Annotated in this window: 19 protein-coding genes and 1 riboswitch; of the genes, 15 read left to right on the plus strand and 4 right to left on the minus strand. The window is 45.5% G+C overall.

Features of this window, described 5'->3' with window-relative positions; translation table 11 throughout:
- The first annotated feature begins 19 nt into the window (after positions 1 to 19).
- Positions 20 to 346, plus strand: coding sequence for a hypothetical protein (locus tag AC07NA_RS14055; protein ID WP_494898183.1), 327 nt, complete (start codon positions 20 to 22; stop codon positions 344 to 346).
- A 281-nt stretch (positions 347 to 627) separates the two neighbouring features.
- Here the strand turns inward: AC07NA_RS14055 and AC07NA_RS14060 are convergent, their stop codons facing one another.
- Complete coding sequence (locus AC07NA_RS14060) at positions 628 to 1,365, minus strand: DUF481 domain-containing protein (protein WP_494898184.1); 738 nt, start codon at positions 1,363 to 1,365, stop codon at positions 628 to 630.
- A 193-nt stretch (positions 1,366 to 1,558) separates the two neighbouring features.
- On the opposite strand from AC07NA_RS14060, the gene AC07NA_RS14065 reads away from it, so the two are divergent.
- The 4 genes from AC07NA_RS14065 (at position 1,559) to hemN (ending at position 6,287) form a co-directional block, all read left to right on the plus strand.
- Positions 1,559 to 2,746, plus strand: coding sequence for a PAS domain-containing sensor histidine kinase (locus AC07NA_RS14065; RefSeq protein ID WP_345211147.1), 1,188 nt, complete (start codon positions 1,559 to 1,561; stop codon positions 2,744 to 2,746).
- Positions 2,743 to 3,792 carry a response regulator gene (locus tag AC07NA_RS14070; protein WP_345211148.1) on the plus strand — a complete coding sequence of 350 codons (1,050 nt, stop codon included), beginning with the start codon at positions 2,743 to 2,745 and terminating at the stop codon, positions 3,790 to 3,792. Before AC07NA_RS14065 ends, AC07NA_RS14070 begins: the two co-directional genes overlap by 4 nt.
- A gap of 87 nt (positions 3,793 to 3,879) precedes the next feature.
- A complete protein-coding gene (locus AC07NA_RS14075; protein WP_494898185.1) occupies positions 3,880 to 4,908 on the plus strand; it encodes a 2-hydroxyacid dehydrogenase in 1,029 nt (342 codons plus the stop codon).
- A gap of 11 nt (positions 4,909 to 4,919) precedes the next feature.
- Complete coding sequence (gene hemN / locus AC07NA_RS14080; RefSeq protein ID WP_494898186.1) at positions 4,920 to 6,287, plus strand: oxygen-independent coproporphyrinogen III oxidase; 1,368 nt, start codon at positions 4,920 to 4,922, stop codon at positions 6,285 to 6,287.
- A gap of 82 nt (positions 6,288 to 6,369) precedes the next feature.
- Here hemN and AC07NA_RS14085 read toward each other — a convergent pair whose 3' ends face one another.
- The 3 genes from AC07NA_RS14085 to AC07NA_RS14095 all read right to left on the minus strand — a co-directional run bounded on the left by AC07NA_RS14085 (position 6,370) and on the right by AC07NA_RS14095 (position 10,422).
- Entirely contained in the window at positions 6,370 to 8,151 is a 1,782-nt protein-coding gene (locus AC07NA_RS14085) for a hypothetical protein (RefSeq protein ID WP_494898187.1), read from the minus strand.
- A 68-nt stretch (positions 8,152 to 8,219) separates the two neighbouring features.
- The gene (locus AC07NA_RS14090; protein ID WP_345211152.1) at positions 8,220 to 8,570 is read right to left on the minus strand and encodes a hypothetical protein; all 351 of its coding nucleotides are present in this window, start codon (positions 8,568 to 8,570) and stop codon (positions 8,220 to 8,222) included.
- A gap of 220 nt (positions 8,571 to 8,790) precedes the next feature.
- Positions 8,791 to 10,422, minus strand: coding sequence for a L,D-transpeptidase family protein (locus AC07NA_RS14095; protein ID WP_494898188.1), 1,632 nt, complete (start codon positions 10,420 to 10,422; stop codon positions 8,791 to 8,793).
- Positions 10,423 to 10,571: 149 nt separating this feature from the next.
- Between AC07NA_RS14095 and AC07NA_RS14100 the strand changes: the two genes are divergently transcribed.
- From AC07NA_RS14100 to AC07NA_RS14145, 10 genes are all read left to right on the plus strand, one after another.
- Positions 10,572 to 10,982: a Dabb family protein gene (locus AC07NA_RS14100; protein WP_494898189.1), complete on the plus strand. Its 411-nt coding sequence runs from the start codon at positions 10,572 to 10,574 to the stop codon at positions 10,980 to 10,982.
- A gap of 304 nt (positions 10,983 to 11,286) precedes the next feature.
- Positions 11,287 to 12,192 (plus strand): helix-turn-helix domain-containing protein, encoded by a 906-nt coding sequence (locus AC07NA_RS14105; RefSeq protein WP_494898190.1) that lies wholly within the window; start codon positions 11,287 to 11,289, stop codon positions 12,190 to 12,192.
- A gap of 78 nt (positions 12,193 to 12,270) precedes the next feature.
- The gene (locus AC07NA_RS14110; RefSeq protein WP_494898191.1) at positions 12,271 to 13,173 is read left to right on the plus strand and encodes an oxidoreductase; all 903 of its coding nucleotides are present in this window, start codon (positions 12,271 to 12,273) and stop codon (positions 13,171 to 13,173) included.
- A 580-nt stretch (positions 13,174 to 13,753) separates the two neighbouring features.
- Positions 13,754 to 16,033 carry a GH92 family glycosyl hydrolase gene (locus tag AC07NA_RS14115; protein ID WP_494898192.1) on the plus strand — a complete coding sequence of 760 codons (2,280 nt, stop codon included), beginning with the start codon at positions 13,754 to 13,756 and terminating at the stop codon, positions 16,031 to 16,033.
- A gap of 141 nt (positions 16,034 to 16,174) precedes the next feature.
- Positions 16,175 to 17,365, plus strand: coding sequence for a metallophosphoesterase (locus AC07NA_RS14120; protein WP_494898193.1), 1,191 nt, complete (start codon positions 16,175 to 16,177; stop codon positions 17,363 to 17,365).
- A 1-nt stretch (position 17,366) separates the two neighbouring features.
- Positions 17,367 to 17,831: a hypothetical protein gene (locus tag AC07NA_RS14125; RefSeq protein WP_494898194.1), complete on the plus strand. Its 465-nt coding sequence runs from the start codon at positions 17,367 to 17,369 to the stop codon at positions 17,829 to 17,831.
- Positions 17,832 to 17,992: 161 nt separating this feature from the next.
- The gene (locus AC07NA_RS14130) at positions 17,993 to 19,402 is read left to right on the plus strand and encodes a DUF3943 domain-containing protein (protein WP_494898195.1); all 1,410 of its coding nucleotides are present in this window, start codon (positions 17,993 to 17,995) and stop codon (positions 19,400 to 19,402) included.
- 106 nt (positions 19,403 to 19,508) lie between these two features.
- On the plus strand, positions 19,509 to 21,221 hold the full coding sequence (locus AC07NA_RS14135; RefSeq protein WP_494898196.1) for an FAD/NAD(P)-binding protein: 1,713 nt from the start codon (positions 19,509 to 19,511) through the stop codon (positions 21,219 to 21,221).
- Between the two features lie 28 nt (positions 21,222 to 21,249).
- Positions 21,250 to 21,834, plus strand: coding sequence for a DUF1543 domain-containing protein (locus tag AC07NA_RS14140; RefSeq protein WP_494898197.1), 585 nt, complete (start codon positions 21,250 to 21,252; stop codon positions 21,832 to 21,834).
- 41 nt (positions 21,835 to 21,875) lie between these two features.
- A riboswitch (TPP riboswitch) is annotated at positions 21,876 to 21,977 on the plus strand.
- Positions 21,978 to 22,078: 101 nt separating this feature from the next.
- Complete coding sequence (locus AC07NA_RS14145) at positions 22,079 to 22,798, plus strand: class I SAM-dependent methyltransferase (protein WP_345211163.1); 720 nt, start codon at positions 22,079 to 22,081, stop codon at positions 22,796 to 22,798.
- Positions 22,799 to 22,802: the final 4 nt, after the last annotated feature.

Genomic DNA, 22,802 nt, shown 5'->3' on the forward strand with positions numbered 1-22,802 from the left:
TGTACCTTGTTGATATTATATGAAACGCTTCCATGAAAATCAAACCGTAATATACACCAGTCCGGAGGGGCAGATGATCGATACCTTTGTGGTATTCGACACTGATGTGGCCACAGGCCTTACCCACATTAACCATTTCAATTTGAAAGTGCCGTCCGATTCGTTGGAACTGCATGCCAAAACAGTAGGCAGATACCATTTACCGATGGCGGATGCGTTCAGTTTTGAGATATTCAGAAAGATGAAAGAGAAATACGGTTACACCGGCACACCGGCTGTTGAAAGGGAGCTGAAGCCAGAGGAAAACGAACCAAGCAAACTTCGCTTTATAGCGAAAGCATCATAAAATAAACTAAGCCACTGATAAAACGGTGGCTTTGTTGTTAATGGTATCTGATGTGTAAACCCCTCCCTGCCATCGCAATTCCCGGCGCGCCCCTCCCCAAGGAGGGATTTGAAAAAGTTTCATTCCTGCCTAAGGTCAGTGTTATCACCACAGGCTAAACAATCAACTATATTCTCCACTTGAAATACTGTATAAACCCCTCCCTGCCATCGCAATTCCCGGCGCGCCCCTCCCCAAGGAGGGATTTGAAAAAGTCCTCACTTAGCTGCAAGCTACTCTTCCTAAAAATATTTATCTAACGACAATCCATACGTAAAGTTGAGGTTGTCGCTTCGTGTAATATTCATGCGGTTATAATTGAGCGCGGTGGTAAGGCTTATCCATTTGCGTAACCTGATGCCAAGCGTGGTGTTGGAGCGGATGATGTAATCGTTTCCGTTTGAGAAAGAGCTTTGCAGAAAATGGCTGCCATCCAGCGTGATCATATCTTTTATCAAAAAATGGAATTGCAGCCTGAATGAGTTCCGGTAGGTGTTGTAAATTTCGTTCACCAGTAAATTGCTCTGATCGTACAGCACACCATCGCTTACATTTACATACACATTCGGTTGATCAAAAAAGCTGTAGGCTACTCCCACGCCTGCCAATAACTGATTATTTACTTTTAATGAGTAACTGGTATTGTAATTCACCAGTCCCCAGTAATAAAAATGGTTGAACGTTTTATACAGGTTCACATAAACCGATGATGAAAAATCGTTATTGGTGAGTTCTTTATTTTGTTTACCGTAGATCCACGTATTACTGGTATTAAAGGTGATGCTCTTCTTTTTTACGCCGAAGTTGAGTGAATTATTGAGGAGGTATGATCGTCCGTCGTTTGTTTTATTGATAGCGCCCGATGAAGAAAGCACGGCATGGTAATGGGTTGAATCTGTAAATTGCGCCTTGGCTATCAGGCAGCTTGCACATAACAGCAGCGTAGTAAAAGTATATTTAACGTAACGGTATTTAAGCATAAGCGAGGGTGTAATGGCTGTAAACGTTCTTTTATTAACATCATTTAAAGTATCCTGTTTATATAAATGCGTATTTGTACATGGCGCAGCAAAAAAATGATCTTTATCATTTTATGCCCTGATGTTAGTCAGCCGGGGTAAAAATGCGGTTTACGATATTTGTGATCATCATCATTTTCTCTATATTTCATGCATGGAAAGCGCTGCCTTATTAAAAGCAATTATTGAAAACGCCATTGATGGTATTATCACCATTGACGAACGCGGCCGGGTAGAATCTATCAACCCATCAGCCTGTAAGCTTTTTCAATACGAGCCCGAAGAGGTAATAGGTAACAATATTGCCATGCTGATGCCCCCACCCGACCGCGAACAACACGACGAATACATACACCGCTACCAGCGCACCGGGCATGCCCACATTATAGGTATAGGCCGCGAGGTAACCGGTTTACGTAAAGATGGTTCACGCTTTCCGTTCCGTTTGGGGGTGAGTGAGGTGCAATTTTCGGGGCGAAAGATCTATACCGGTTTTATTCATGACCTGAGTCGTGAAAAGGAAGCCGAAGAACGCCTGAAAGATTACGCCGCCAATTTAGAATTCCAGGTAGAAGAGCGTACACAATCGTTGAAAGATACTGTACTCGCCCTGCAAAAAGCCAAGGAAGAGGTCAGTCAATCGCTCGAAAAAGAAAAAGAACTGGGGCAACTGAAAAGCCGTTTCGTATCTATGGCGTCGCATGAGTTTCGTACGCCTTTGAGTTCCATACAACTATCGGCCATATTGATAGAACGGTATGCCGAGCAGTTTAACAACCCCAATATCACCAAACACGTAAGCAAGATCAAGAGTTCGGTAAATAACCTTACCTCTATTTTAAACGACTTCTTATCCCTCGAACGTTTGGAGGCCGGTAAGGTAGAACCGCAGCATACCGCTTTTGATATTGTAAAATTTGCCGAAGAGATAACCGAAGAGATGCAGTTGGTGGCCAAGCAAAATCAAAACATTATTTACCAGCACACCGGCACAGGCAGCATGGTTACACTGGACCAGGTGCTGCTGAAAAATTGCATCATCAACCTGATCGGTAACGCTATCAAATATTCGGGCGAAGACAGCTTTATCGAGTTTAACTCCGAAATAACCGCTGACAGCCTTATCGTAGTGATAAAAGATAATGGCATCGGTATCCCCGAAAGCGATCAGAAACATTTGTTCGAAGCATTTTTCAGGGCGCATAATACGGGCAACATACCCGGAACGGGTTTGGGCCTAAACATTGTAACCCGCTATGTAGAGCTAATGAACGGCAAAATTGAATTTGAAAGCCAGGTGAACCAGGGCACATCATTTACTATTACATTTCCTATTGTATGACCACCATCCTCATCATTGAAGATAACAACGACATCCGCGAAAGCACTGCCGAAATACTCGAACTTTCGGGCTATACCGTATTACAGGCCGATAACGGCAAGGCTGGCGTACACACCGCAATGGAACACAAGCCCGACCTGATACTATGCGATATTATGATGCCCGAACTGGATGGCTACGGCGTGTTGTACATGCTGGGTAAGGTAAATGATACGGCCTCTATCCCATTCATATTTTTAACGGCAAAGGCCGAGCGGGTTGACTTCAGGAAAGGGATGGAAATGGGTGCCGACGATTATCTTACCAAACCCTTTGACGAGATTGAGCTGCTCAATGCCATTGAAAGCCGTCTGAAAAAAAAGGAGAAGCAGGAGGCATATTACAGTAAATCGCTGGCCAGCCTGGAAGACCTCGCCGCAGGCAACGCGCAGGGTATAGAAGAACTAAAGAACCTGATTGCCAGCAGAAGGGTACGTCAAATTAAAAAGAAACAGATTCTTTATTACGAGGGTGATCAGCCGCAGGGCCTGTACCTTGTGCTGGAGGGTAATATCCGCACTATTAAACAAGCCGAAGACGGCCGAGAACTTATGACCGGTTTGTTTAAGGCGGAAGATTACCTCGGCATAAACGCCGTACTTACCGACGATGTTTACAGCGAAACCGCCGAAGCGGCAGATGATTCGGCAGTGTGCATTTTGCCGAAGGACATGATCGTTAACCTCATCAATAAATATCCTTCGGTGAGCCGTCAATTCATCAGAATACTGTCTGACAATATTCGCGAAAAAGAAGAGCAATTGCTGGAGCTGGCCTACCACTCGGTACGCAAAAGGCTGGCACAGGTGTTGGTACGTTTAAGCAAACAGTTAACCGACCCGGAATCGTTCAAAATATCGCGCGATGAACTGGCTGCCATGGCGGGCATGGCCACCGAAACCGTGAGCCGTACCTTAACCGATTTTAAAGAGGAAAACCTGATAGAAAAAAAGGGCAGTCACATCCGCATACTGGACATTAACCGCCTGATAAAAATGAAGAACTGACGAGCATCACTTTTTGGCATGACCGCACGCATGCCCGCTGCCATTTTTTAGGGATAGCTTTGACACTGAATCAAAAACATCCTGAAGATGAAAGTGGTAGCGTACAGCATAAAAAACTTCGAAAAAGAATCATTGGCCAAGGCCAACCAAAAAAAGCACGATATAACCCTTATATCAAATCCGCTAAGCCTCGAAACCGTTAGTTACGCCGAAGGGAAAGACGCGGTGGTGGTTTTTACCAATGATGATGTATCGGCACCGGTGGTAAACCGCCTGGCCGATATGGGTATCAGGTACATCGCCACACGCTCGGTTGGTACCGATCATATAGACAGGGATGCCGCCGGAAAAAGAGGCATTAAATTGGCCAACGTTCCGCTGTATTCGCCACAAGCCATTGCCGAACATACCGTCGCGCTGGCACTGGCCTTAAGCAGGCGCATTACCACGGCCAATAAACACAGCCACGATTTTGATTTTAAACTCGACGACCTGATAGGTTTTAACTTTTACGGCAAAACCGTAGGGTTGATAGGTTTAGGCCATATTGGCAAGGCTACCGCCGCCATATTTAAAGGTTTAGGCTGCCGGGTGATAGCTTATGATGTAGTTACGCTTAGCGATGCCGATGGTATTGAAAGTGTATCATTAGCCGAATTGCTGCGCACCTCCGACGTTATTTCGCTGCACGCGCCTTTAACATCCAATACCATGCACCTCATCAATAAGCAAACCATTGCCGAAATGAAGACCGGTGTAATGCTGCTCAATACCTCGCGCGGAGCTTTAATTAATACCGAAGACATGCTCGAAGCATTAGGCAACGGCAAAATAGGTTACCTCGGGTTAGATGTTTATGAATATGAAAAAGGTTTATTCTTCAGCGATCATTCCAAGGATATTAAAAAAGACCATCTGCTGGAAGAATTGCTGGCCTACCCTAACGTAATTATTACGCCGCACCAGGCATTTTTAACACACGAAGCTATACAGCAAATTGCCGATCAAACCATCAAAAATATTGATATGTGGCAGCAGAACAAATGCGTGGGCGATGCCTGCGCCTGTGCCAACAGTTGCCGCGTAACTGCCGAAAAGAAAATCGTTAATTTATAAATTTCCGCATCATGAGTGCTCATGTAAGTTTGGTAGAAAAATACCACACCGCCGCGCCAAGGTACACCAGCTACCCTACCGTGCCCTACTGGGATAATAACAAGTTTGATATAGAGGGCTGGAAAGAATCGGTTAAGTTTTCGTTTAAGCAAAGCAATAGTAAAGATGGCATCAGCCTGTACATACACCTGCCCTATTGCGAAAGTCTGTGTACTTACTGCGGCTGCAATACCCGCATCACCAAAAACCATAATGTTGAGCAGCCGTATATAAAGGCCGTATTAAAAGAGTGGACTCTATACCGCGAGCTTTTTAACGACAAACCCATCATTCGCGAGATACATTTGGGTGGCGGTACGCCCACGTTCTTTAACCCGGCCAATTTGCAATTACTTATCAATGGCCTCCTGTGGGGATCGGTGATACACCCGCAGGCGGAATTCAGCTTTGAGGCGCATCCGGATAATACCAGCACTGCCCATTTACAAGCCTTGTACGATCTGGGCTTTCGCCGGCTTAGTTTAGGTATTCAGGATTTCGACCCCGAGGTGCAGCGCATCATTAACCGCAGGCAAAGCTTTGAGCAGGTAAAAAAAGTGACCGAAGATGCACGCGCCATTGGCTACACATCTATTAACTACGACTTGATATACGGCTTGCCCCTCCAAACGCTGGAAGGCCTGGCCGCTACCATTCAAAAGGTATCTGAACTGGCACCTGACCGTATCGCTTTTTACAGCTATGCACATGTACCCTGGATAAAACCGGGTCAGCGCATGTTTACCGAGCACGACCTGCCCGATGCCCACACCAAGCGTAAACTTTACGAAGTGGGTTACAGCCTGTTCACCCAATATGGCTACCAGGAGATCGGCATGGACCACTTCGCGCTGGTGACCGACAGCCTTTACAAGGCCGAACAAGCAGGACTATTGCACCGCAACTTTATGGGCTACACCCATCAGTATACACAATTGCTTATCGGGCTTGGCGTATCTGCCATTAGCGATACATGGTATGTCTATGCTCAAAATGTAAAGAGTGTGGAGGCTTACATCACCCTGCTTAACGAAAATCATTTCCCGGCTTTTAAGGGCCATTTACTTACGCAGGAAGACCTGGTGATCCGTCGTCACATCCTCAATATAATGTGTAAAGGCGAAACCAGCTGGAACCACCATACCCATCGCTGCGAAGCCTTTCTATCCGGCTTGGAGCGCATGCAGGCTTTGGCCGATGATGAACTGGTTGAACTCAACTCATGGAGCCTTAAGGTAACTCCCCTGGGCAAACGTTACCTGCGCAATATATGCATGGCGCTTGATGCCCGCTTATGGGTAGCCCAACCGGCGGCGCAGCTATTCAGCATGGCCGGTTAATTTTTTTAGTGTTTTGTTATGCAAAAGGGAGCGGTTGTAAATAACCGCTCCCTTTTTGCTGCAAGTGATAATGTTTAAAGGTTTAGATCAATGCGTTCAGTTTGGCTTCGCAGCCCAGTAACATGTGCTGCATCTCTTTCAGCTTATCTTCGGTTTGCCCGCTAATTTGAGGTATCAGTTGTTTGTAGTAATTGATGCCCTGTAACAGTTGGTCTTTAAACTTAACCAGGTATTTTTCTTTCTTATCGGTAAAGTTTTTGAGTTGCTGGCCAATGTCTTTTTTAAGGTGGTCGATATACAAATTCAGCTCATTAATAAACATATTGGGCCTGCTGATGCCCTCCAGCAGATCGAGCTTGCCGTATATGTGCTTCACCATCTCATCCAGCGAATACACCTTTGAAAAATAAGCCAGGTTCGGCCCTGGGCAAATAGCTACCGCCCTGTTTTCGCGCGGGCGCAGCATATCGTTCTTAATATAAGCCGATGTACAAAGCCCTTCGCACAGGCATATTTTAGCTGTTACCTGGTCAAACTGTTCCTGATAGGCTTCATTTGTAAGATTAGCTGCCTGCAATTGCTTCAATTTGAGGTGCTGATACTCGCGCGATGCCGTGCAGATAGGCTGTTCGGTAAATTCGGTATTGGTAACCAAAAACTTTTTGGTACAAGGGCTTCCTGGGCGATTGTGAGCTATTCGCTCTAAACGCTGCACCTCGGCGGTACTGCCCCTGAAATTGTTAAACAAGATCCCCAAAGGCGAGGCATCACTTACATAATAATCATCGTTGCTTGCCTTGGCGATACTTTGCAGCGTATCGTCATCAACGTTGGTAGCTTCGGGCACCAGTAAAAACGGACTACCCCAGCCTGTTGCATCCAGGCGGTAATAATTCAGTAAAAAATCATTTTCACCGGCAGTACCTATACCGCCCTGTACACTCACCCTTTGTAAAGGCGGCGCAACGGGTAAATGGTATCCTTTATCTTTTAAAGCAGTGCTGCACATAGCCCATAGTTCGGCCTGCATTTCCTGCCGTTTTTGTTTAAAGTCTTCCAGTATCGGACCTAACAATAAACCATCGGTAGCAAAAGCATGCCCGCCGCAGTTCAAGCCCGATTCTATCCTGAACTCGGATACCCACACCCCCTTCTTGGCTAAAAACTTAGCCTGTATCAATGCCGACCTGAAATCGCTCACCTTCAATATCACCCGCTTGTGCAAACGGGCCGCCTCATCCGGAAAGAATTCTTTAAAGCTTTCAAGGTAGCTGTACAACCTTGGGTTCATCCCGGCAGATAACGTTACTGCCGAGCTAAGGTCGCTAATGGCAAAGCCACGCAAGGCGGCCAGCGCGTCGGTATTTTGTTCGCCGTCAGGTTCGCCTGCGGCGTTGTAGTTCATCTTATCTACCTTGGCCATAATATTTACATCGATGGCACCTGCCCGCATACGCCCGCGCAATACATTTTGCAGCGAGGTGCGCACTATATCATCCTGTATTTGCAGCATGCGGTTATACAATTTTTTTACTGCCGATGCAGGCGGCAGCAGTTCGAAATACCGGCAAATGTCGCTCCCCGGTGTAAACGTCTCATTACGGATCAGCTCAAACTGCGCGCTCACCAGCTTATGCAGCAAGTTTAAATAAGCAGTAATTCGGCGCGCGCGGTAGTCGGGTTCATTTTTGATGATGGGTGTATAAGGTTCGTTATTTTGCAGGGAATGGTACTGGCGCATACGCTCAACCAGTTCGTCATCAACAATAGATACTACCGACGATATGCCATAACGGGCAACCTTTAAAGGGGTATCAATAGAGTAAGCAAGGCCTAAAACCGGAATATGGAAAGTATGTAACATAGTGAAAATAATTTTGCATAAAAAAAGCGGCTGTTAACCGCTTTCCCTTGTTAAACATTAATTGGGTATTATAAAATAAAAGCCAGTAATAATACCGCGTGGATGAACACACTGGCCACAAAGAAGCTTAAAGTTGCACGGATACCCGCGCCGCCCATATTGGCGATGATATTGGTAAAGAAACAGGTCATGGTGATGGCCAGCACCCATACCGGGGCATTAAAATAATACATTAAAACAGCAGGTATAGGTAGTATTAAAACGCCGTGTACCATAAGGGTAATAAAAAACCAAAGTGTATGATTTGGCTTTTGTGTATCGGCATAGTTCATAAACCTGGCCCATAAATTAAGATGACCAATTTCAATAGTATGCTCAGTATTAAATGTTGCGGGTGCTATAGTTTTTAAAGTTGCCATGATTGAAAATCCTTTAATTGTTTTGTTGTACAAATATGGCATGGTTTTACGGCCTGCGGGATGATGGGCGTCAGGGTAAAATGTGATGTTCGGCACTTTTTAAAATTGGTTGCAAATTGATTTATCGCCGATAAAAGAATAGCTATAGCAAAGCCATTCGCCATTAAACACGTCAATCTATTAAGAAGGATCAGGAAGATTTAACTAAGCAGCTAATCTATTAATAACTACCTTTTCCCGACATGATGGTAGCTGCCAAACGCTCATCCAGCTTGTAAATATCTTTACGGAAGTTCAGTCGGCCATCGCGGTTAACAAAGGCGGTAAAGTAGGCTATAAATACAGGCACCTTTTGTTTTAGGGTGTAGTACTGCTCTTTACCGGCGTGCATGGCCTTGTCTATTTTTTCGGGAGTCCATTCGGGTTTGTCCCTTAGCAGGAAAGCGGCGAGTCGTGCGGGTTCGCCCACACGGATACAACCATGACTAAAAGCACGGGATGATTCGCCGAAAAGGGATTTAGATGGTGTATCGTGCAAATAAATATTATAACTATTAGGGAACAGGAATTTCACCAAACCCAGGGAGTTTGATGCGCCTGGCTTTTGCCTTATAACAGGGGTTTTGCCCTCATAACCGGTAAGCTCCATATTGTGGGCGGCCAGGTAATTGGGGTTACGGCGCATGCCGGGCAATATTTCATTTTTCAGGATCCCCGGCGGCACGTTCCAGTACGGACTAAATACTATATACTTAACCTCGCCATAAAATACCGTGGTTTGATGCACCGTTTGCCCCACCACCACATTACAGCTCCAAAGCAGGCTATCGGCATGGTATACATGTAGTTTGAATTCGGGGATATTTACTGCCAGGTAATCTTTATCTACACTAACCGGCAACCAGCGGCTGCGTTCCATATTAACCAGTATTTGCCTGATGCGGTCTTTAGGCGTTACATTTAGTTCGGTTAGCGTGGCTTTGTTCACCTGCCCGCTGATGTATAACCCGTGGCGTTCCTGAAACTGTTTTACCGATGCCTGTAAGGTGGTATCGTACAAAGCCCCGGTGGTATCGCCCTTAAAATCACTTAACTGGAAAAGGCGGCGTTTTATCTTCGCTATCACTGCAGATGAATCGCCGGGTTTTAATGTTTTGGCAGCCACTATAGGCACCCATTTTTCGAGGGTATCCAGTTGTGTATATTTTTTAAGGAAGCCCCGAAGCAGATCGTACTGGCGGTAAACAGGCTCATCAGCCGAACGCCCTTTAGCCGATAACAGGCTATCGAGATATTGATCGTAAGATATTTTTTTGCGTGGCACATACCAGCTGCTGGCTTTGCTTTCGGCATTGCTCAAACCGTTCCAAGCCATTTTAGCGAATACGAAATACTGCGCGGTAAGCATCAGTTCCAGCTCGGGGTTGGGCTTTTGCTTTTTAGCCGAATTAACCGTATATAGTAAAGAATCGAGTTTCTTTTGATAGGGCGGCGCTTTGTAAATGCCCTCTTGCTGTATGTTCATTACCCGGTTGGCAAGGTTGCCCGCCTGCTCAATCAGCGCGTTCTTTTCAAACCAAGCGTATGCGTATTTTCTTTTGGTGTAGAAGTTTCTGATATCGCTTTTATAAGCATCCAGTTCGGGGTATTGGGTTAAAAAAGTAGCCACCTGCCCGCTATCAAACACCAGGATAGTTTGCTCACTAAAGCTGCCGGGAATGGTTTTGTTCCAGGCTTTGTGTACGGTATCCCGCTTCTTTTTGGCTTTCTTGGCCGAACGGTTACAGCTATTAAGGCTAATGATACTTACCGCAATAATTAACAAGGCTGATGTAAACGACTGTACACGCATAAGCAAGATTTAAGTTTTACGGCCACAACCGTATACCGCTAATATAAAACTTAAAACATCGTCGTTATATTAAATTATAAATTGAATAGCCGTGCATCATCCCTACTTTATTAAATTATACATAAATTAAGCCTTTTATTATATCCATTATGAAAGCAATAACCAGGCGAAAATTTATAGCCACAGGTACGGTTTTAGCAACAACCGCCGCCGCGGCATCAGCAAACAATTTAGTTATGACCAAAGAGACTTACCCAATTGTACACCATGTATTCTTCTGGCTTAAAAACCCGGCTTCAACTGCCGACAGGGACAAACTGGTAGAAGGTGTAAAAACACTATCAAAAATTGAAACTGTACACTCGCTGCGTGTAGGCATAGTGGCCGGCACCGAAAAACGCGACGTGGTTGATAACAGCTGGGGCGTGTCTGAACTGATATTTTTTAAAGACCTTGCCGGGCAAGCCACTTATCAAACCCACCCCGTACACCTGGCCTTCGTAAAAAACTACAGCCATTTATGGGAAAAGGTGATCGTTTACGATGCAACTGAAGCTTAATTAAATAATTATTTATAGGTACCGAAACCGGTTCATCCCGAACAGCATGGAGAGATCTTCCTCGCTCTGTATATCTTCTACTTTTACAGTGAAGAAGATTTCTCCTCGTACCTCGTTCAAAATGACATTTTCGCGTTTCTGTCACCCCTATTCACTATCAATTCACCACTCCCCACTAACCAACCGCCACTCACTCACTCACTCACTCACTCACTCACTCACTCACTCACTCACTCACTCACTCACTCACTCACTCACTCACTCACTGCCCCTTCACCATTTGATTTATGTACCTTTGTACTTAATGAAACTTGTTGAATTACCGGCTTTTTATAAACTGCTTAACGAAAATTTAAGACCGGTGCCTGATGAGATAGGCCATTTTAATATTTTCAAGGTAGAAGACCTGTTGCTGCCACAGCAACAGCGACCGGTTAATTATAGTCGCCGTAATTTTTTTAAGATAAGTTTGGTTACCGGGCACAGCAAAATATATTATGCCGATCAGTGTATTGAGGTGGCCGATACCGCGCTGGTTTTCACTAATCCGCTGATCCCCTATTTTTGGGAACGCATAAGCGCACAGCACAGCGGTTATGTGTGTATTTTTACCGAAGCCTTTTTTAACCGGTTCGAGCATATTAAGGATTATCCCGTTTTTCATTCTGCCGATGCGGCCATAATTCCATTATCAGCCGATGAAAAACCATATTACACCAGCCTGTTTAACAGGATGTTTGATGAACTGCACGGCGATTATGCCTATAAGTATAACCTGCTGCGCAACCTGTTAATGGAGATAGTACACGGCGCGCAAAAAATGCAGCCTGCAATTGGCAACCCGGCCACCGGCTCAAACGCCGCGGAACGCATAGCTTCATTGTTTGCAGAGTTGCTGGAACGCCAATTCCCTATTGAAATGATAGACCAGGTTATTCAACTCAACACCCCATCGGCTTTTGCCAAACAGCTTAACATACACGTTAACCACCTCAACAAAGCACTGAAAGAAATTACCGGACAAAGTACCTCACAGCTCATTAACCACCGCGTAGCACAGGAGGCCAAGATCCTGCTGAAAAGTACCAACTGGACCATCAATGAAATTGCCTGGAGCCTCGGCTTTAAGGAGCCCAATCATTTTTCGGGCTTTTTTAAGAAGATGGCTCAAACCACACCCAAAAAGTTTCGTCAATTGAATATTGATTGATTTTTGTAGTTTTTGGATTTATATCCGTTAAACTGTCGCCATATAATACCTCAACTTTGTGCCATAAATATTTTAATTATGTGGACAACAGAAAACATCCCCAACTTAACCGGCAAAGTAGCCATGGTAACCGGGGCAAATACAGGTATTGGTTTTGAAACCGCGCTTGCACTATACAAAGCAGGCGCGCATGTGATACTCGCCTGCCGCAGCGCGGCCAATGCAGAACAGGCGGTTACCCGTTTGCAGGCAACCAGCGGAACAGGTTCTTTAGAAACCGCGATATTCGATCTGGGCAGTATCGATTCGGTAAAACAATTCGCTGCGGAGTTTTTAAAAACGCACCGGCAATTGGACATACTTATTAATAACGCGGGTGTGATGATTCCGCCGGCATCAAAAACTGTGGATGGCTTTGAATTGCAGTTCGGGGTAAATGTGATAGGTCACTTCGCGCTTACCGGCAGTTTGTATCCTTTGCTTAAAGCAACGCCCTTTTCGCGGGTAGTTACGGTAAGCAGTGGCGCATACCTGCGCGGTAGTATTGATTTTGATAATTTAAGATCAGAGGTATCTTACGATGCCATGCGCGAATACAGCCAAAGCAAACTGGGCAATCTCCTCTTCTCGCTCGAACTGCAACGTCGCATCAATGCGGCAAAACATAATGTACTATCCATAGCGACCCAGCCCGGCGCCAATAAAACCGACCTTGCCCGCCACATGACGGATGAGGAATACAAGGCCGCGATTGAACGTGTTGGCGAACTGATGGAACCATGGCAAGGCACATTATCGCAGCTTTACGCCGCCGTTAATGCCCGCGCGTTGGGCGGCGCATTGTATGGACCCGATCAGGATAACGGCTACCGTGGCTTTCCCGCACAATCGGTTATTACCGCTAACGGAGTGGATGAAGCCGCTGCCATAAAACTATGGGAACTTGCTGAAGAAGTTACAGGCATAAGCTTTCCGGGTTAAGAGTAAATCTTGAGTCTTATTGAACGCCTGTCATTACATTGACAGGCGTTCAATTCGCCCCTACCGTCAGCAAACAGCTTCGGGCGAAAACGGGCAGAACTGTGTTGGCCACGCGCGCAAAGGCGGGCATAGTGAACTTGTTGCATGCGGGAAGGAAATGAGCGGAGGAGCAAAAGTTCCAGCCCTAAGTTCTGCACGGTTTGCAGGGCGATGGCCCTTGTGCGGCAAAGAAGCCTTTTGCTGGACAAGGGTTTATTCGCTGTTGTTTGTTTTTTATTGGTGCTCATGAGATCGCTTCGCTTAGTATGTTACTTTTACCCTCAAAAGTAATGGGGCACTGCGCCCAGGAGCAGGCTGACATTGATTACAGCACAAGCTTAACCTAAGTAGAAATTGCTTCATACTGCAATGACGATAGTGATAGAAAGCGGACTAAAACGCGACGAGATTGCTTCGTCCCTCGCAATGACAATATTGTTTAAAACCATTTTTTTATTTAATTATGTATATATGTACATACAATTAAAATGAAGTGCTATATTGCAGGCGTTTTTGTACTTTATTAGTCTGTAAACCATACATGAATATACTTAAAACCGCCTTATTGTTTTGCCTGCTTTCGGGAGTTTATGTCAATAGCTACGCGCAGGTAAAAAAAGAACCTGTTGATTACGTTGATCCTTTTATCGGCACCTCCAACAGCCGCTGGATGTTGTTTCCGGGGGCTACCATGCCTAACGGGATGGTAAAATTGAGTCCGGATAACCAGGGCGATGTTTGGCAGGGCGGTTATGAGTATTCGGTGGGTAGTATACATGGCTTTACGCATATCCACGGGTGGACAATGGCGGGCTTACTCACCATGCCCACCAACGGCGACCTCGCCCTGAAACCAGGCACACCCGACGAACCTTTCAAAGGTGCAAATGCAGGCTACCACTCCCGTTTCAGGCACGACCAGGAGCATGCTTCACCGGGATATTATTCGGTATACCTGCTCGATTCGCACATTAAAGCCGAGCTTACCGCTACAGAAAGAACCGGCGTGCAACGCTATCATCTGCCTAAAGACAGCAGCAACCGGGTAATGATACAGCTCAATATGCCTACCGAATATGGTTTGGAGCTACGCGATGCTGTGATCACCAAAGTATCAAATACAGAAGTACAGGGTTACGCCCGCTCATCATGCGCGGGTTTTAACGAGTATACCTTATATTTTGTAATGCAGTTCAGCAAGGCATTTTCCGGCTTTCATGGCTATGTGAACCAGCAGGAAACCAAGGGCGATAAAGAGGTAAAAGGCAGCAAAGACGTGGGCGCGTATGTAACCTACCCTACCGCCAAACCCGAGCATCTGATCATCAAAACCGGGATCTCATTTGTAAGTATAGATCAGGCAAGATCAAATCTCGACATCGAACTAAAAGACTTTAACTGGGATTTTGATAAGCTGGTAAAAAGCAACCGCGCTAAGTGGAACGGCATTTTGAAAACGATTGTTGTTGATGGCAAGAGCGAAGCAGATAAAACTAAATTCTACACCAACTTTTACCGTTGCTTTACCGGCAAAATGATCATGAGTGATGCCAACGGCAAATATACCGATGCCTGTGAAAATGTGCAGCAACTCCCTGCCCATCGTAAAGCGATGATAGGCGGCGATGCATTCTGGAACACCTATTGGAATTTGAACCTGCTGTGGACGCTCACTTCGCCTGAAACTGTTGAAGACCTGACCGGAACACAACTGGAGATGTACGAAAAAACAGGGTGGCTCTCAAAAGGTCCGGCCGGTGTGGAATATTCGGGAATCATGGAGGGCTCGCACGAAATGGCGCTCATTACCAGCGCTTACCTGAAAGGCATTGTAAAAACCGATGCCGAACTGGCCTACGCCGCTATGAAAAAGAACATGGAAGTAGAGCCGCAACCTACCTGTGGTGGCAATCCGGGTAATCCGCAGATCACATCTTATGCTAAACTGGGCTTTGTGCCGGTTGAAAAAGGTGCTACCTCCAAAACACTCGATTACGCTTTCGACGATTGGTGCGTTGCCCAAATGGCGAAACTGCTTAACAAAACCGATGATTGTAACTTCTTCCTGAAACGTGCTGACAGCTGGAAGAATGTTTTCGACCCTAAAAGCAGGTATGTAGTCCCCAAAAAGGCCGATGGCTCGTTCATTGATAATTTCGACCTATTTTCGGTTAACCACTTTGTAGAAGGTAACTCGTGGCAGTACTCGTTTTATGTTCCGCATGATGTAAAGGGTTTGGTAAAATTTGTTAACGAAAGCACCTTTTTAAACAGGCTCGAAACAGGTTTTAAAAAATCAGAGCAACATAAATTCGCCGCTCACGCACTTGATCGCACCATGGAGCAATCTGCCGAGTACTATATCAACCACGGTAACGAGGTGAACATGCAGGCGGCTTATCTGTTCAATTATACTTCAAAACCATACCTTACCCAATATTATACCCGCAAACTGCTGGATACTTTTTATGACGATTCGCCCTACGTAGGCTGGAATGGTGATGAAGATGAAGGTCAGATGGGTGCCTGGTTTGTGCTAAGCTCGCTCGGGATATTTGAAATGAACGGCGGCACCTCGCCCGATCTGCGGATAGATCTTACCAGTCCGCTTTTTAATTACGTTAAGATCAATCTGAACCCTAAATACTTTAAAGGCAAGCAGTTTATTATCAAGGCATACAATAATTCGCCCAAGAATATTTACATCCGGTCGGTAAAGTTGAACGGTAAGGTATTGAATGCTAATTACATCAGCTTTAAAGATATAATCGCCGGTGGTCAGCTCGAATTATATATGGCAGCTACGCCGAAAACCAAGTAAATATTCCTGATTAAAAAATGACGATGGGTATTTAAAATAACCTTTAATTTACCTGTAGCAAAAAATATAGACGATTGCTTAAAATGTTTTGAAGCGGCAATCGTCTATATAAGCAAACACATTGCATTTTTTAATTTCTACATGGCAAAAAGACTTCCCCTAATACTCCTCCTTTGGTTATTTACTGATATTTATTTTTATAACGCAATTGAAACCCTCTCCCATAACAACCTGCTGCGCTGGGGTTACTGGCTTGTTGACTTCACACTTATCGCCGGGCTTATAGCCGTCATATTTGCGCGCCGCGTTAACCGCAACCCGCAGCAATTGGTTACCTGGTTAATGGCGCTGATGCTGTTATCATTTGTGCCGAGGCTCTTTTCGATGCCGTTATTGTTACTTGAAGACATTACCCGCCTGTTCAGGGGCTTCCCGCCACGTTCGGCTATAGTAAGCGAGTTGACATTGGCTTTGGCCTTGTTCATCTTCGGCTCGTTGCTATTTGGTATTACCAGGGGCAGGCATTTTTATAAGGTGCGCCGCGAAACCATATACTTCCCCGATCTGCCGGAGGCATTCGACGGCTTCACCATCACCCAGTTATCGGATATTCATTCGGGAAGCTTCAGTGATGCACAGGGAGTGCAAAAAGGCATCGACCTGGTGAACGAACAGAAAAGCGACATCATATTTTTTACAGGCGACCTGGTAAATAACAAGGCATCTGAAATGGATCCGTGGATCCCATATTTCTCTCAACTAAGCGCTCCTTTTGGCAAATATTCGGTGCTCGGCAATCATGACTACGGCGACTACATCCCATGGGAAAGCAAAGAACTTCAGCAGGATAATTTAAAACGACTTAAGGAAGTGCATGGCGATATCGGTTTCAAGCTATTGCTTAACGAAACCGTTAAGATACATAAAGGCGACCAGTCGATCTCGCTTATCGGCGTAGAAAACTGGGGCAAAGGCGGTTTCCATAAATACGGCGACCTGCAAAAAGCCACTGCCCAAATATCCGGCGACTCGTTCAATATCCTCCTATCGCACGACCCTTCACATTGGGAAGCGGTAACGCTTGGTCATCAGCAGCATATTCACTTAACCTTTGCAGGTCATACGCACGGTATGCAGTTCGGTATTGAGCTGTTTGGCTTCAAATGGAGCCCTATCAAATACGTGTACAAGCAATGGGCCGGGCTATATCAGCAAAGCGGCAAGTACCTGTATGTAAACCGTGGCTTCGGCTTTTTGGGGTTAAAAGGCCGTGTGGGTATATGGCCCGAAATAGCAGTGATCACCTTAAAACGACAAGTAAAAAAGGCATAATATGTATCCCCTGTTTTTAGCTTTACATTCGCTGGTGCGCTGGCTGGTTTTGCTGAGCCTGCTATTCGTTATATTCCGCTCGTATAGTGGCTGGTTAAAAAAGAAAACCTACACGGGCTTTGATAATACGGTAAGGCACATTACCGCCACCATTGCGCATATACAGTTGATTATTGGTGTAGCTTTATATTTTATCAGCCCTATTGTCGGCTACTTTTTGCACAACTTTAAAGAGGCGGTACACATGCGCCAGATCCGCTTTTTTGGTATGGAGCATGTTACCATGATGCTCACCGGCATTGTGCTCGTTACCATAGGTTCGGCAAAAGCCAAAAGGAAACTTACCGATAATGATAAATTTCGTACACAGGCTATATGGTTCACCATAGGTTTGCTGGTTATCTTATCATCAATTCCGTGGGCGTTTTCACCGCTTATCAGCAGGCCTTGGTTCAGGCCGTTCTGATAGCGTGATAATACGACAATTGTCAAATTAATTTAATAAAACGGGCTTAGCAGCATCAGTTTGGCATTAAGGCTATATTAGCGTAAAACAAACGGTAGGTTAACAGGGTATTATCCTCATTAAAAAAATTGATTGCCGAAATTTTACAGCGCGTTTATTTGATGATCTCTACAACTACTAAAAGACTACTGTTTATAGCTATTTTGTTTATCTGCCAAAAAACATTTGCACAACAGCCTCCCATTTATAACGACCAGGTATTTAAAACCAACTTGTTTAAAAAGCCTGTAAAAGACACCTCCTTAGTAAAAAAGCATTTCGGCCGGGCAGCGTTTGAATTGGGCCTTGCAGAAGTGATTCCCTGGACTTATGACCGCTACGTAGCCCAGGTTGATTACGCTAAAATATCATGGAAAACCGTAGGGCATAATATAAAGCCCGGTAGCTGGAGCTGGGATAACGACCCTTTTCAAACCAACCAGTTTGGGCACCCTTACCATGGCAGCCAGTTCTTCAATTCCTTTCGTACCAATGGTTACAGCTTTTGGCAATCGGCACCAGCGGCGGTAGTGGGCAGTTATTTATGGGAAACCTTCGCCGAGAATCAGGCCCCCTCTCCTAACGATTTTGTGAATACCAGCTTCGGCGGTATTGTATTGGGCGAAATGACCTATCGCTTATCCAACAAAATAGTGAACAATAATAGCCGTGGTTTTAAAAGGCAGGTGAGCGAAGTAATGGGCTTTATCGTTAGTCCGATGAATGGATTGAACCGCATTTTGGATGGTAAATGGGGCAAGGTATCGGGACTGGCAAAGCGCGATTCATCAAAAATAAGCGCCGAATTTGATATTGGTTTAAGAAAGTTTAATGCCGATGAAAGCAACCTCATTACCTCCGGCAGGTTTGGCTGGTATGGCCATGCGCGCTTTATTTATGGCACGCCTTATGAAGATTATGATACCCCTTTTAGTAACATTACCATTAATGCCGAGTTCGGGCAGGATGACAGTACCAAGGTGAACGTAATCAGCGTGTATGGTTCACTGGCAGGCTGGGAAATAAAATCGACAGGGCGTACGCAGCATCTCGCAATACTATCGGCCAATTACGATTATATCCGTAACGAAGCATTCTTTTACGGCGCGCAAAGCGTAAAAATGAACCTGTACTCCAACTATAACATCTCTAAAAAAATAAAAGCGAACACCACATTGGGAGCCGGTCCGGTGATACTGGCCGCCGTACCCGACCCCTACCTGTACAAAGGTCGCAACTATAATTACGGACCGGGCTTTGCTATTAACGGCGGCGGCGGGTTTAACATAGCCAATAAATTCTTTTACAACTTTTATTACCGTGGCGGCTGGATGAGAACACTTAACGGGAATGAGTCGAGTTATTTTCTGCATACCGTATCAACCGAAGTGAGTTATGCCATTGTGAAAGACCTGCTGATTGCCGTTGAACCGGGCTATTTTACCCTGCGCGGAACTTATAAGGATTACCCCGACGTAAACCGTAATTATCCTTATTTGAGGATATCAACGAGGTATATGGTTAACTTGTAAAAGGTTATTTTTTCCAAACAAACAAGCCCGGCTGTTTGTACTTATTCAGCATTTATGCTATTGTGCTTTTCCTGCTGATACCGTTCAACCATTTACTATAATTTAATTGAAAACTATTTTACGTATTGCCATACTGGGTGGCGGCCCGGCCGGTTTGTTCCTGTTTAAAAAACTGCTCGATAGCGGCAGGGACGACATCGCTATCGATATTTTCGAGAAGAAAAAACAGTTGGGGCCGGGCATGCCCTACAGCCACGATGGTGCTAACGATGAACACATCACCAACATATCCGACAATGAGATACCGCACCTGGTTACTTCCATTGTTGATTGGATAAAAACCGTTGACCGTGATACCCTGCACCGCTTTAAAATCGATCCCAACGAATTTCATGAATACGAAGTGCTGCCAAGGCTGTTATTCGGCAGGTACCTTGCGCATCAGTTTGTGCTGCTACAGCAGATAGCCAAAGAGAAAGGCATCGAGGTAAACGCCCGTTTCAGTTGCCGGGTAACCGATGTGGCAGATTATCCCGAGCAAAACATCACCCTTGTTGATACTGCCGACCATGGCAAGTTTGAGTTTGATAGGGTGATCGTCAGTACCGGGCATTGCTGGCCTTTAAAGCACGAGGGTACTATACCGGGTTATTTTGATTCGCCTTATCCCCCGGCAAAGTTACAATTCAGGGCCAATCATCCGGTGGCTATAAAGGGAGCATCTTTAACTGCTATTGATGCCATACGTACGCTGGCCATGCATAACGGTACTTTTGTGCACGAAGGTAACAAGCGCCCGGTTTTTAAATTAGCCGATGACAGTCCCGACTTTAAAATTGTGATGCACTCGCGTAATGGCTTGCTGCCCGCTATCAGGTTCCATTTAGAGGAATCGCTGGTTACGCAGGACGCGCTGCTTAGTCCCGAAGAGATTAAGGCCAACCGCGATGCCAACGAGGGTTTTCTGCAATTGGATTACGTATTTGAGAAGAGCTTTAAGGTTAGCTTTCGCGATAAACAACCGGAGATTTATGATCAGATCAAAGACATGCGCATGGAAGATTTTGTGACGGCTATGATGGACCACCGCGAAAAACGTGATGCCTTTGAACTGTTTGAAGCCGAATACGAAGAAGCCGAGCAATCAATAAAACGGCACGAATCTATCTACTGGAAAGAAATGCTGGCCGAGTTGAGCTACGTGATGAACTATCCTGCCAAATACTTTTCGGCCGAGGATATGCTGCGCTTGAAAAAGGTGCTGATGCCGTTGATCTCCATCGTTATAGCTTTTGTGCCCCAAAGTTCGGCAGAAGTGATACTGGCGCTTCATGAGGCCGGGGTGCTCGATCTGATATCGGTAGATGACGACAGCCGGGTTGAACCTGTTGAAAAAGGCGGCATCATTTACCATTATACCGATTGCGACGGGCAGCAATGCGACAAGCATTACGAAACCTTTATTGATAGCGTAGGACAGCCGCCGCTGCCTTTCAGTGAACTGCCTTATAAAAGTTTGATCGACAAGCATACAGTCAGTCCGGCGAAGCTGCAGTTCAGGGATAATGATGCCGCACGGGAAATAATGGAGAAAGGCAATACCGATGTTGAAGCCGATGCCAAAGGGAACTATTATTTAAAAGTGCCGGGCGTTACCATTAACGATTGTTTCCAGGTGGTGGATAGCTACGGCGCATATAACGAACGTATTTACATGATGGCCGTACCTTATATTGGCGGCTACAACCCCGATTACTCCGGGCTTGATTTTTGCGATACCGCTTCTGATTGTATTGCTAAAAGTATGCTGAGCAGTTGATCTGTCCGGCTATTCAATTATTATTAATATGACTACCATACAACAGGCATCGCCCCAACTTAAATTATACCTGCTGCTGTTAGGCTCAAAAGCGCCGCAGCGCAATGTAGAACAGCATGATTATTTTTTCGCGATAGCAACGAGTTTAAAAGAACTGGTGCCCGAAATAAAAGCCTTTTGGCCCGAAGCCGGCAACAGCATCCATTTAGATGGCTGGCGCGAAGTGAACGTGGTAGAAGGATACCGAATCAAAGCGGTGTTAAAGGAGAATGCCGGTGCAGAATCCGCGGAGCAACTCTTTTTTATCAATTTAGGCGGATACCAGCATGGTAAACTGGAAGAGCAGCATTATACCCTGCTCACCGTGCAAACAGATAGGGCGCTGGCGGTACAGCATGCCAAGAAAACCGTGTTCTTTAAAACCAATACCATTAAGGGTGCTAACTCACATATCGATGAAAAGTACGGTATAGATGTGGATGATATTTATCGGATAGAAGAAATATTAAGCCCGGCTCAAAAAGCTAAGTACCATATTCAAATAACACCTGCCCCGGGCTTGGCCGAAGATGAGATTCACCTGGGTTATTTTAAACTGGAAAAACTGGTTTAATATGCGTTTTGCCAAGCCGCCAAATTAACTATATTTGCTTTCATACTTGCACGGGGTGCTTTTACTGTTTTGGTAAAGGCTGAGATAATACCCGATAACCTGATACGGATAATACCGGCGTAGGAATGCATGGGCATAATTAGATCCACGTTTCAGCATAAGCTGTATTTGTATACTAAAAAGCCTTGTCCCCTGTACCGCATTACCGGCGCAGCGGGCAAGGCTTTTAACATTTACAGCATTTATGGAAACATTACCCCAAAACAATTTCGGACTCATTACCCGCGACCTCAGCAACTGGCAGGGCCGTAAAGAATGGTTTTTTAACCGCGAACATACCGATACTTACGAGCAATGGTACGAGGGCCGTTACAAACGTGCCGAAGTATGGCAAAAGAAAGTAATGGGCCAGCTATTGGGCAAGGATACCCGCGTTAAAGAACTGCTGGAATTTGGCTGCGGCACTACCCGCTTTACCCGCTGGTGGCATGAGATAGGTATTGAAGCCACTGGCGGCGATATCTCCCCTTTTATGCTGGGGCAGGCCGTGCACCTGTTCAACGGCGACCTGGTAAATGCCGACTCGCACTTTATGCCGTTTAAGGATCATACATTTGACGCGGTAGCCTTCATAACTACTTTTGAATACTACCGCGACCCAGTGCAGGTGATACGCGAGGCTGCCCGTGTTGGCAAGCATGGCATTGCCTTTGGCATGATGAACCGCAATTCGCCCAAAGTATTGCGCAGGCGTGTGCAGCAAATGTTCGGTAAAAACCCGTTTTATGTTACGGCTACCTTTTACACACCGGCTTTGCTCATTCAAAAAATAGACGAAGCCCTGCAAGGCCGTCAGTATAGTGTAGAGTGGACTTGTACAGGCTTACCAAAATGGTTCCCGGTGCAACAGTGGGGTGTGCCCGTTGGCGACTTCTTCGGTTTATATGTTAAACTGCTCGATTAATTTA

It is taken from the genome of Mucilaginibacter sp. GW821-FHT07G05 (assembly GCF_059418565.1).

What these genes read in the sequence shown, in the direction of transcription:
- AC07NA_RS14110 (WP_494898191.1), top strand. Translation starts at nt 12,271, where the DNA reads ATGTGGACAACAGAAAACATCCCCAACTTAACCGGCAAAGTAGCCATG.
- AC07NA_RS14105 (WP_494898190.1), top strand. Translation starts at nt 11,287, where the DNA reads ATGAAACTTGTTGAATTACCGGCTTTTTATAAACTGCTTAACGAAAAT.
- AC07NA_RS14085 (WP_494898187.1), bottom strand. Translation starts at nt 8,151, where the DNA reads ATGTTACATACTTTCCATATTCCGGTTTTAGGCCTTGCTTACTCTATT.
- AC07NA_RS14095 (WP_494898188.1), bottom strand. Translation starts at nt 10,422, where the DNA reads ATGCGTGTACAGTCGTTTACATCAGCCTTGTTAATTATTGCGGTAAGT.
- AC07NA_RS14060 (WP_494898184.1), bottom strand. Translation starts at nt 1,365, where the DNA reads ATGCTTAAATACCGTTACGTTAAATATACTTTTACTACGCTGCTGTTA.
- AC07NA_RS14120 (WP_494898193.1), top strand. Translation starts at nt 16,175, where the DNA reads ATGGCAAAAAGACTTCCCCTAATACTCCTCCTTTGGTTATTTACTGAT.
- AC07NA_RS14090 (WP_345211152.1), bottom strand. Translation starts at nt 8,570, where the DNA reads ATGGCAACTTTAAAAACTATAGCACCCGCAACATTTAATACTGAGCAT.
- AC07NA_RS14100 (WP_494898189.1), top strand. Translation starts at nt 10,572, where the DNA reads ATGAAAGCAATAACCAGGCGAAAATTTATAGCCACAGGTACGGTTTTA.
- AC07NA_RS14065 (WP_345211147.1), top strand. Translation starts at nt 1,559, where the DNA reads ATGGAAAGCGCTGCCTTATTAAAAGCAATTATTGAAAACGCCATTGAT.
- AC07NA_RS14115 (WP_494898192.1), top strand. Translation starts at nt 13,754, where the DNA reads ATGAATATACTTAAAACCGCCTTATTGTTTTGCCTGCTTTCGGGAGTT.
- AC07NA_RS14130 (WP_494898195.1), top strand. Translation starts at nt 17,993, where the DNA reads ATGATCTCTACAACTACTAAAAGACTACTGTTTATAGCTATTTTGTTT.
- AC07NA_RS14070 (WP_345211148.1), top strand. Translation starts at nt 2,743, where the DNA reads ATGACCACCATCCTCATCATTGAAGATAACAACGACATCCGCGAAAGC.
- AC07NA_RS14125 (WP_494898194.1), top strand. Translation starts at nt 17,367, where the DNA reads ATGTATCCCCTGTTTTTAGCTTTACATTCGCTGGTGCGCTGGCTGGTT.
- AC07NA_RS14055 (WP_494898183.1), top strand. Translation starts at nt 20, where the DNA reads ATGAAACGCTTCCATGAAAATCAAACCGTAATATACACCAGTCCGGAG.
- AC07NA_RS14140 (WP_494898197.1), top strand. Translation starts at nt 21,250, where the DNA reads ATGACTACCATACAACAGGCATCGCCCCAACTTAAATTATACCTGCTG.
- hemN (WP_494898186.1), top strand. Translation starts at nt 4,920, where the DNA reads ATGAGTGCTCATGTAAGTTTGGTAGAAAAATACCACACCGCCGCGCCA.
- AC07NA_RS14145 (WP_345211163.1), top strand. Translation starts at nt 22,079, where the DNA reads ATGGAAACATTACCCCAAAACAATTTCGGACTCATTACCCGCGACCTC.
- AC07NA_RS14075 (WP_494898185.1), top strand. Translation starts at nt 3,880, where the DNA reads ATGAAAGTGGTAGCGTACAGCATAAAAAACTTCGAAAAAGAATCATTG.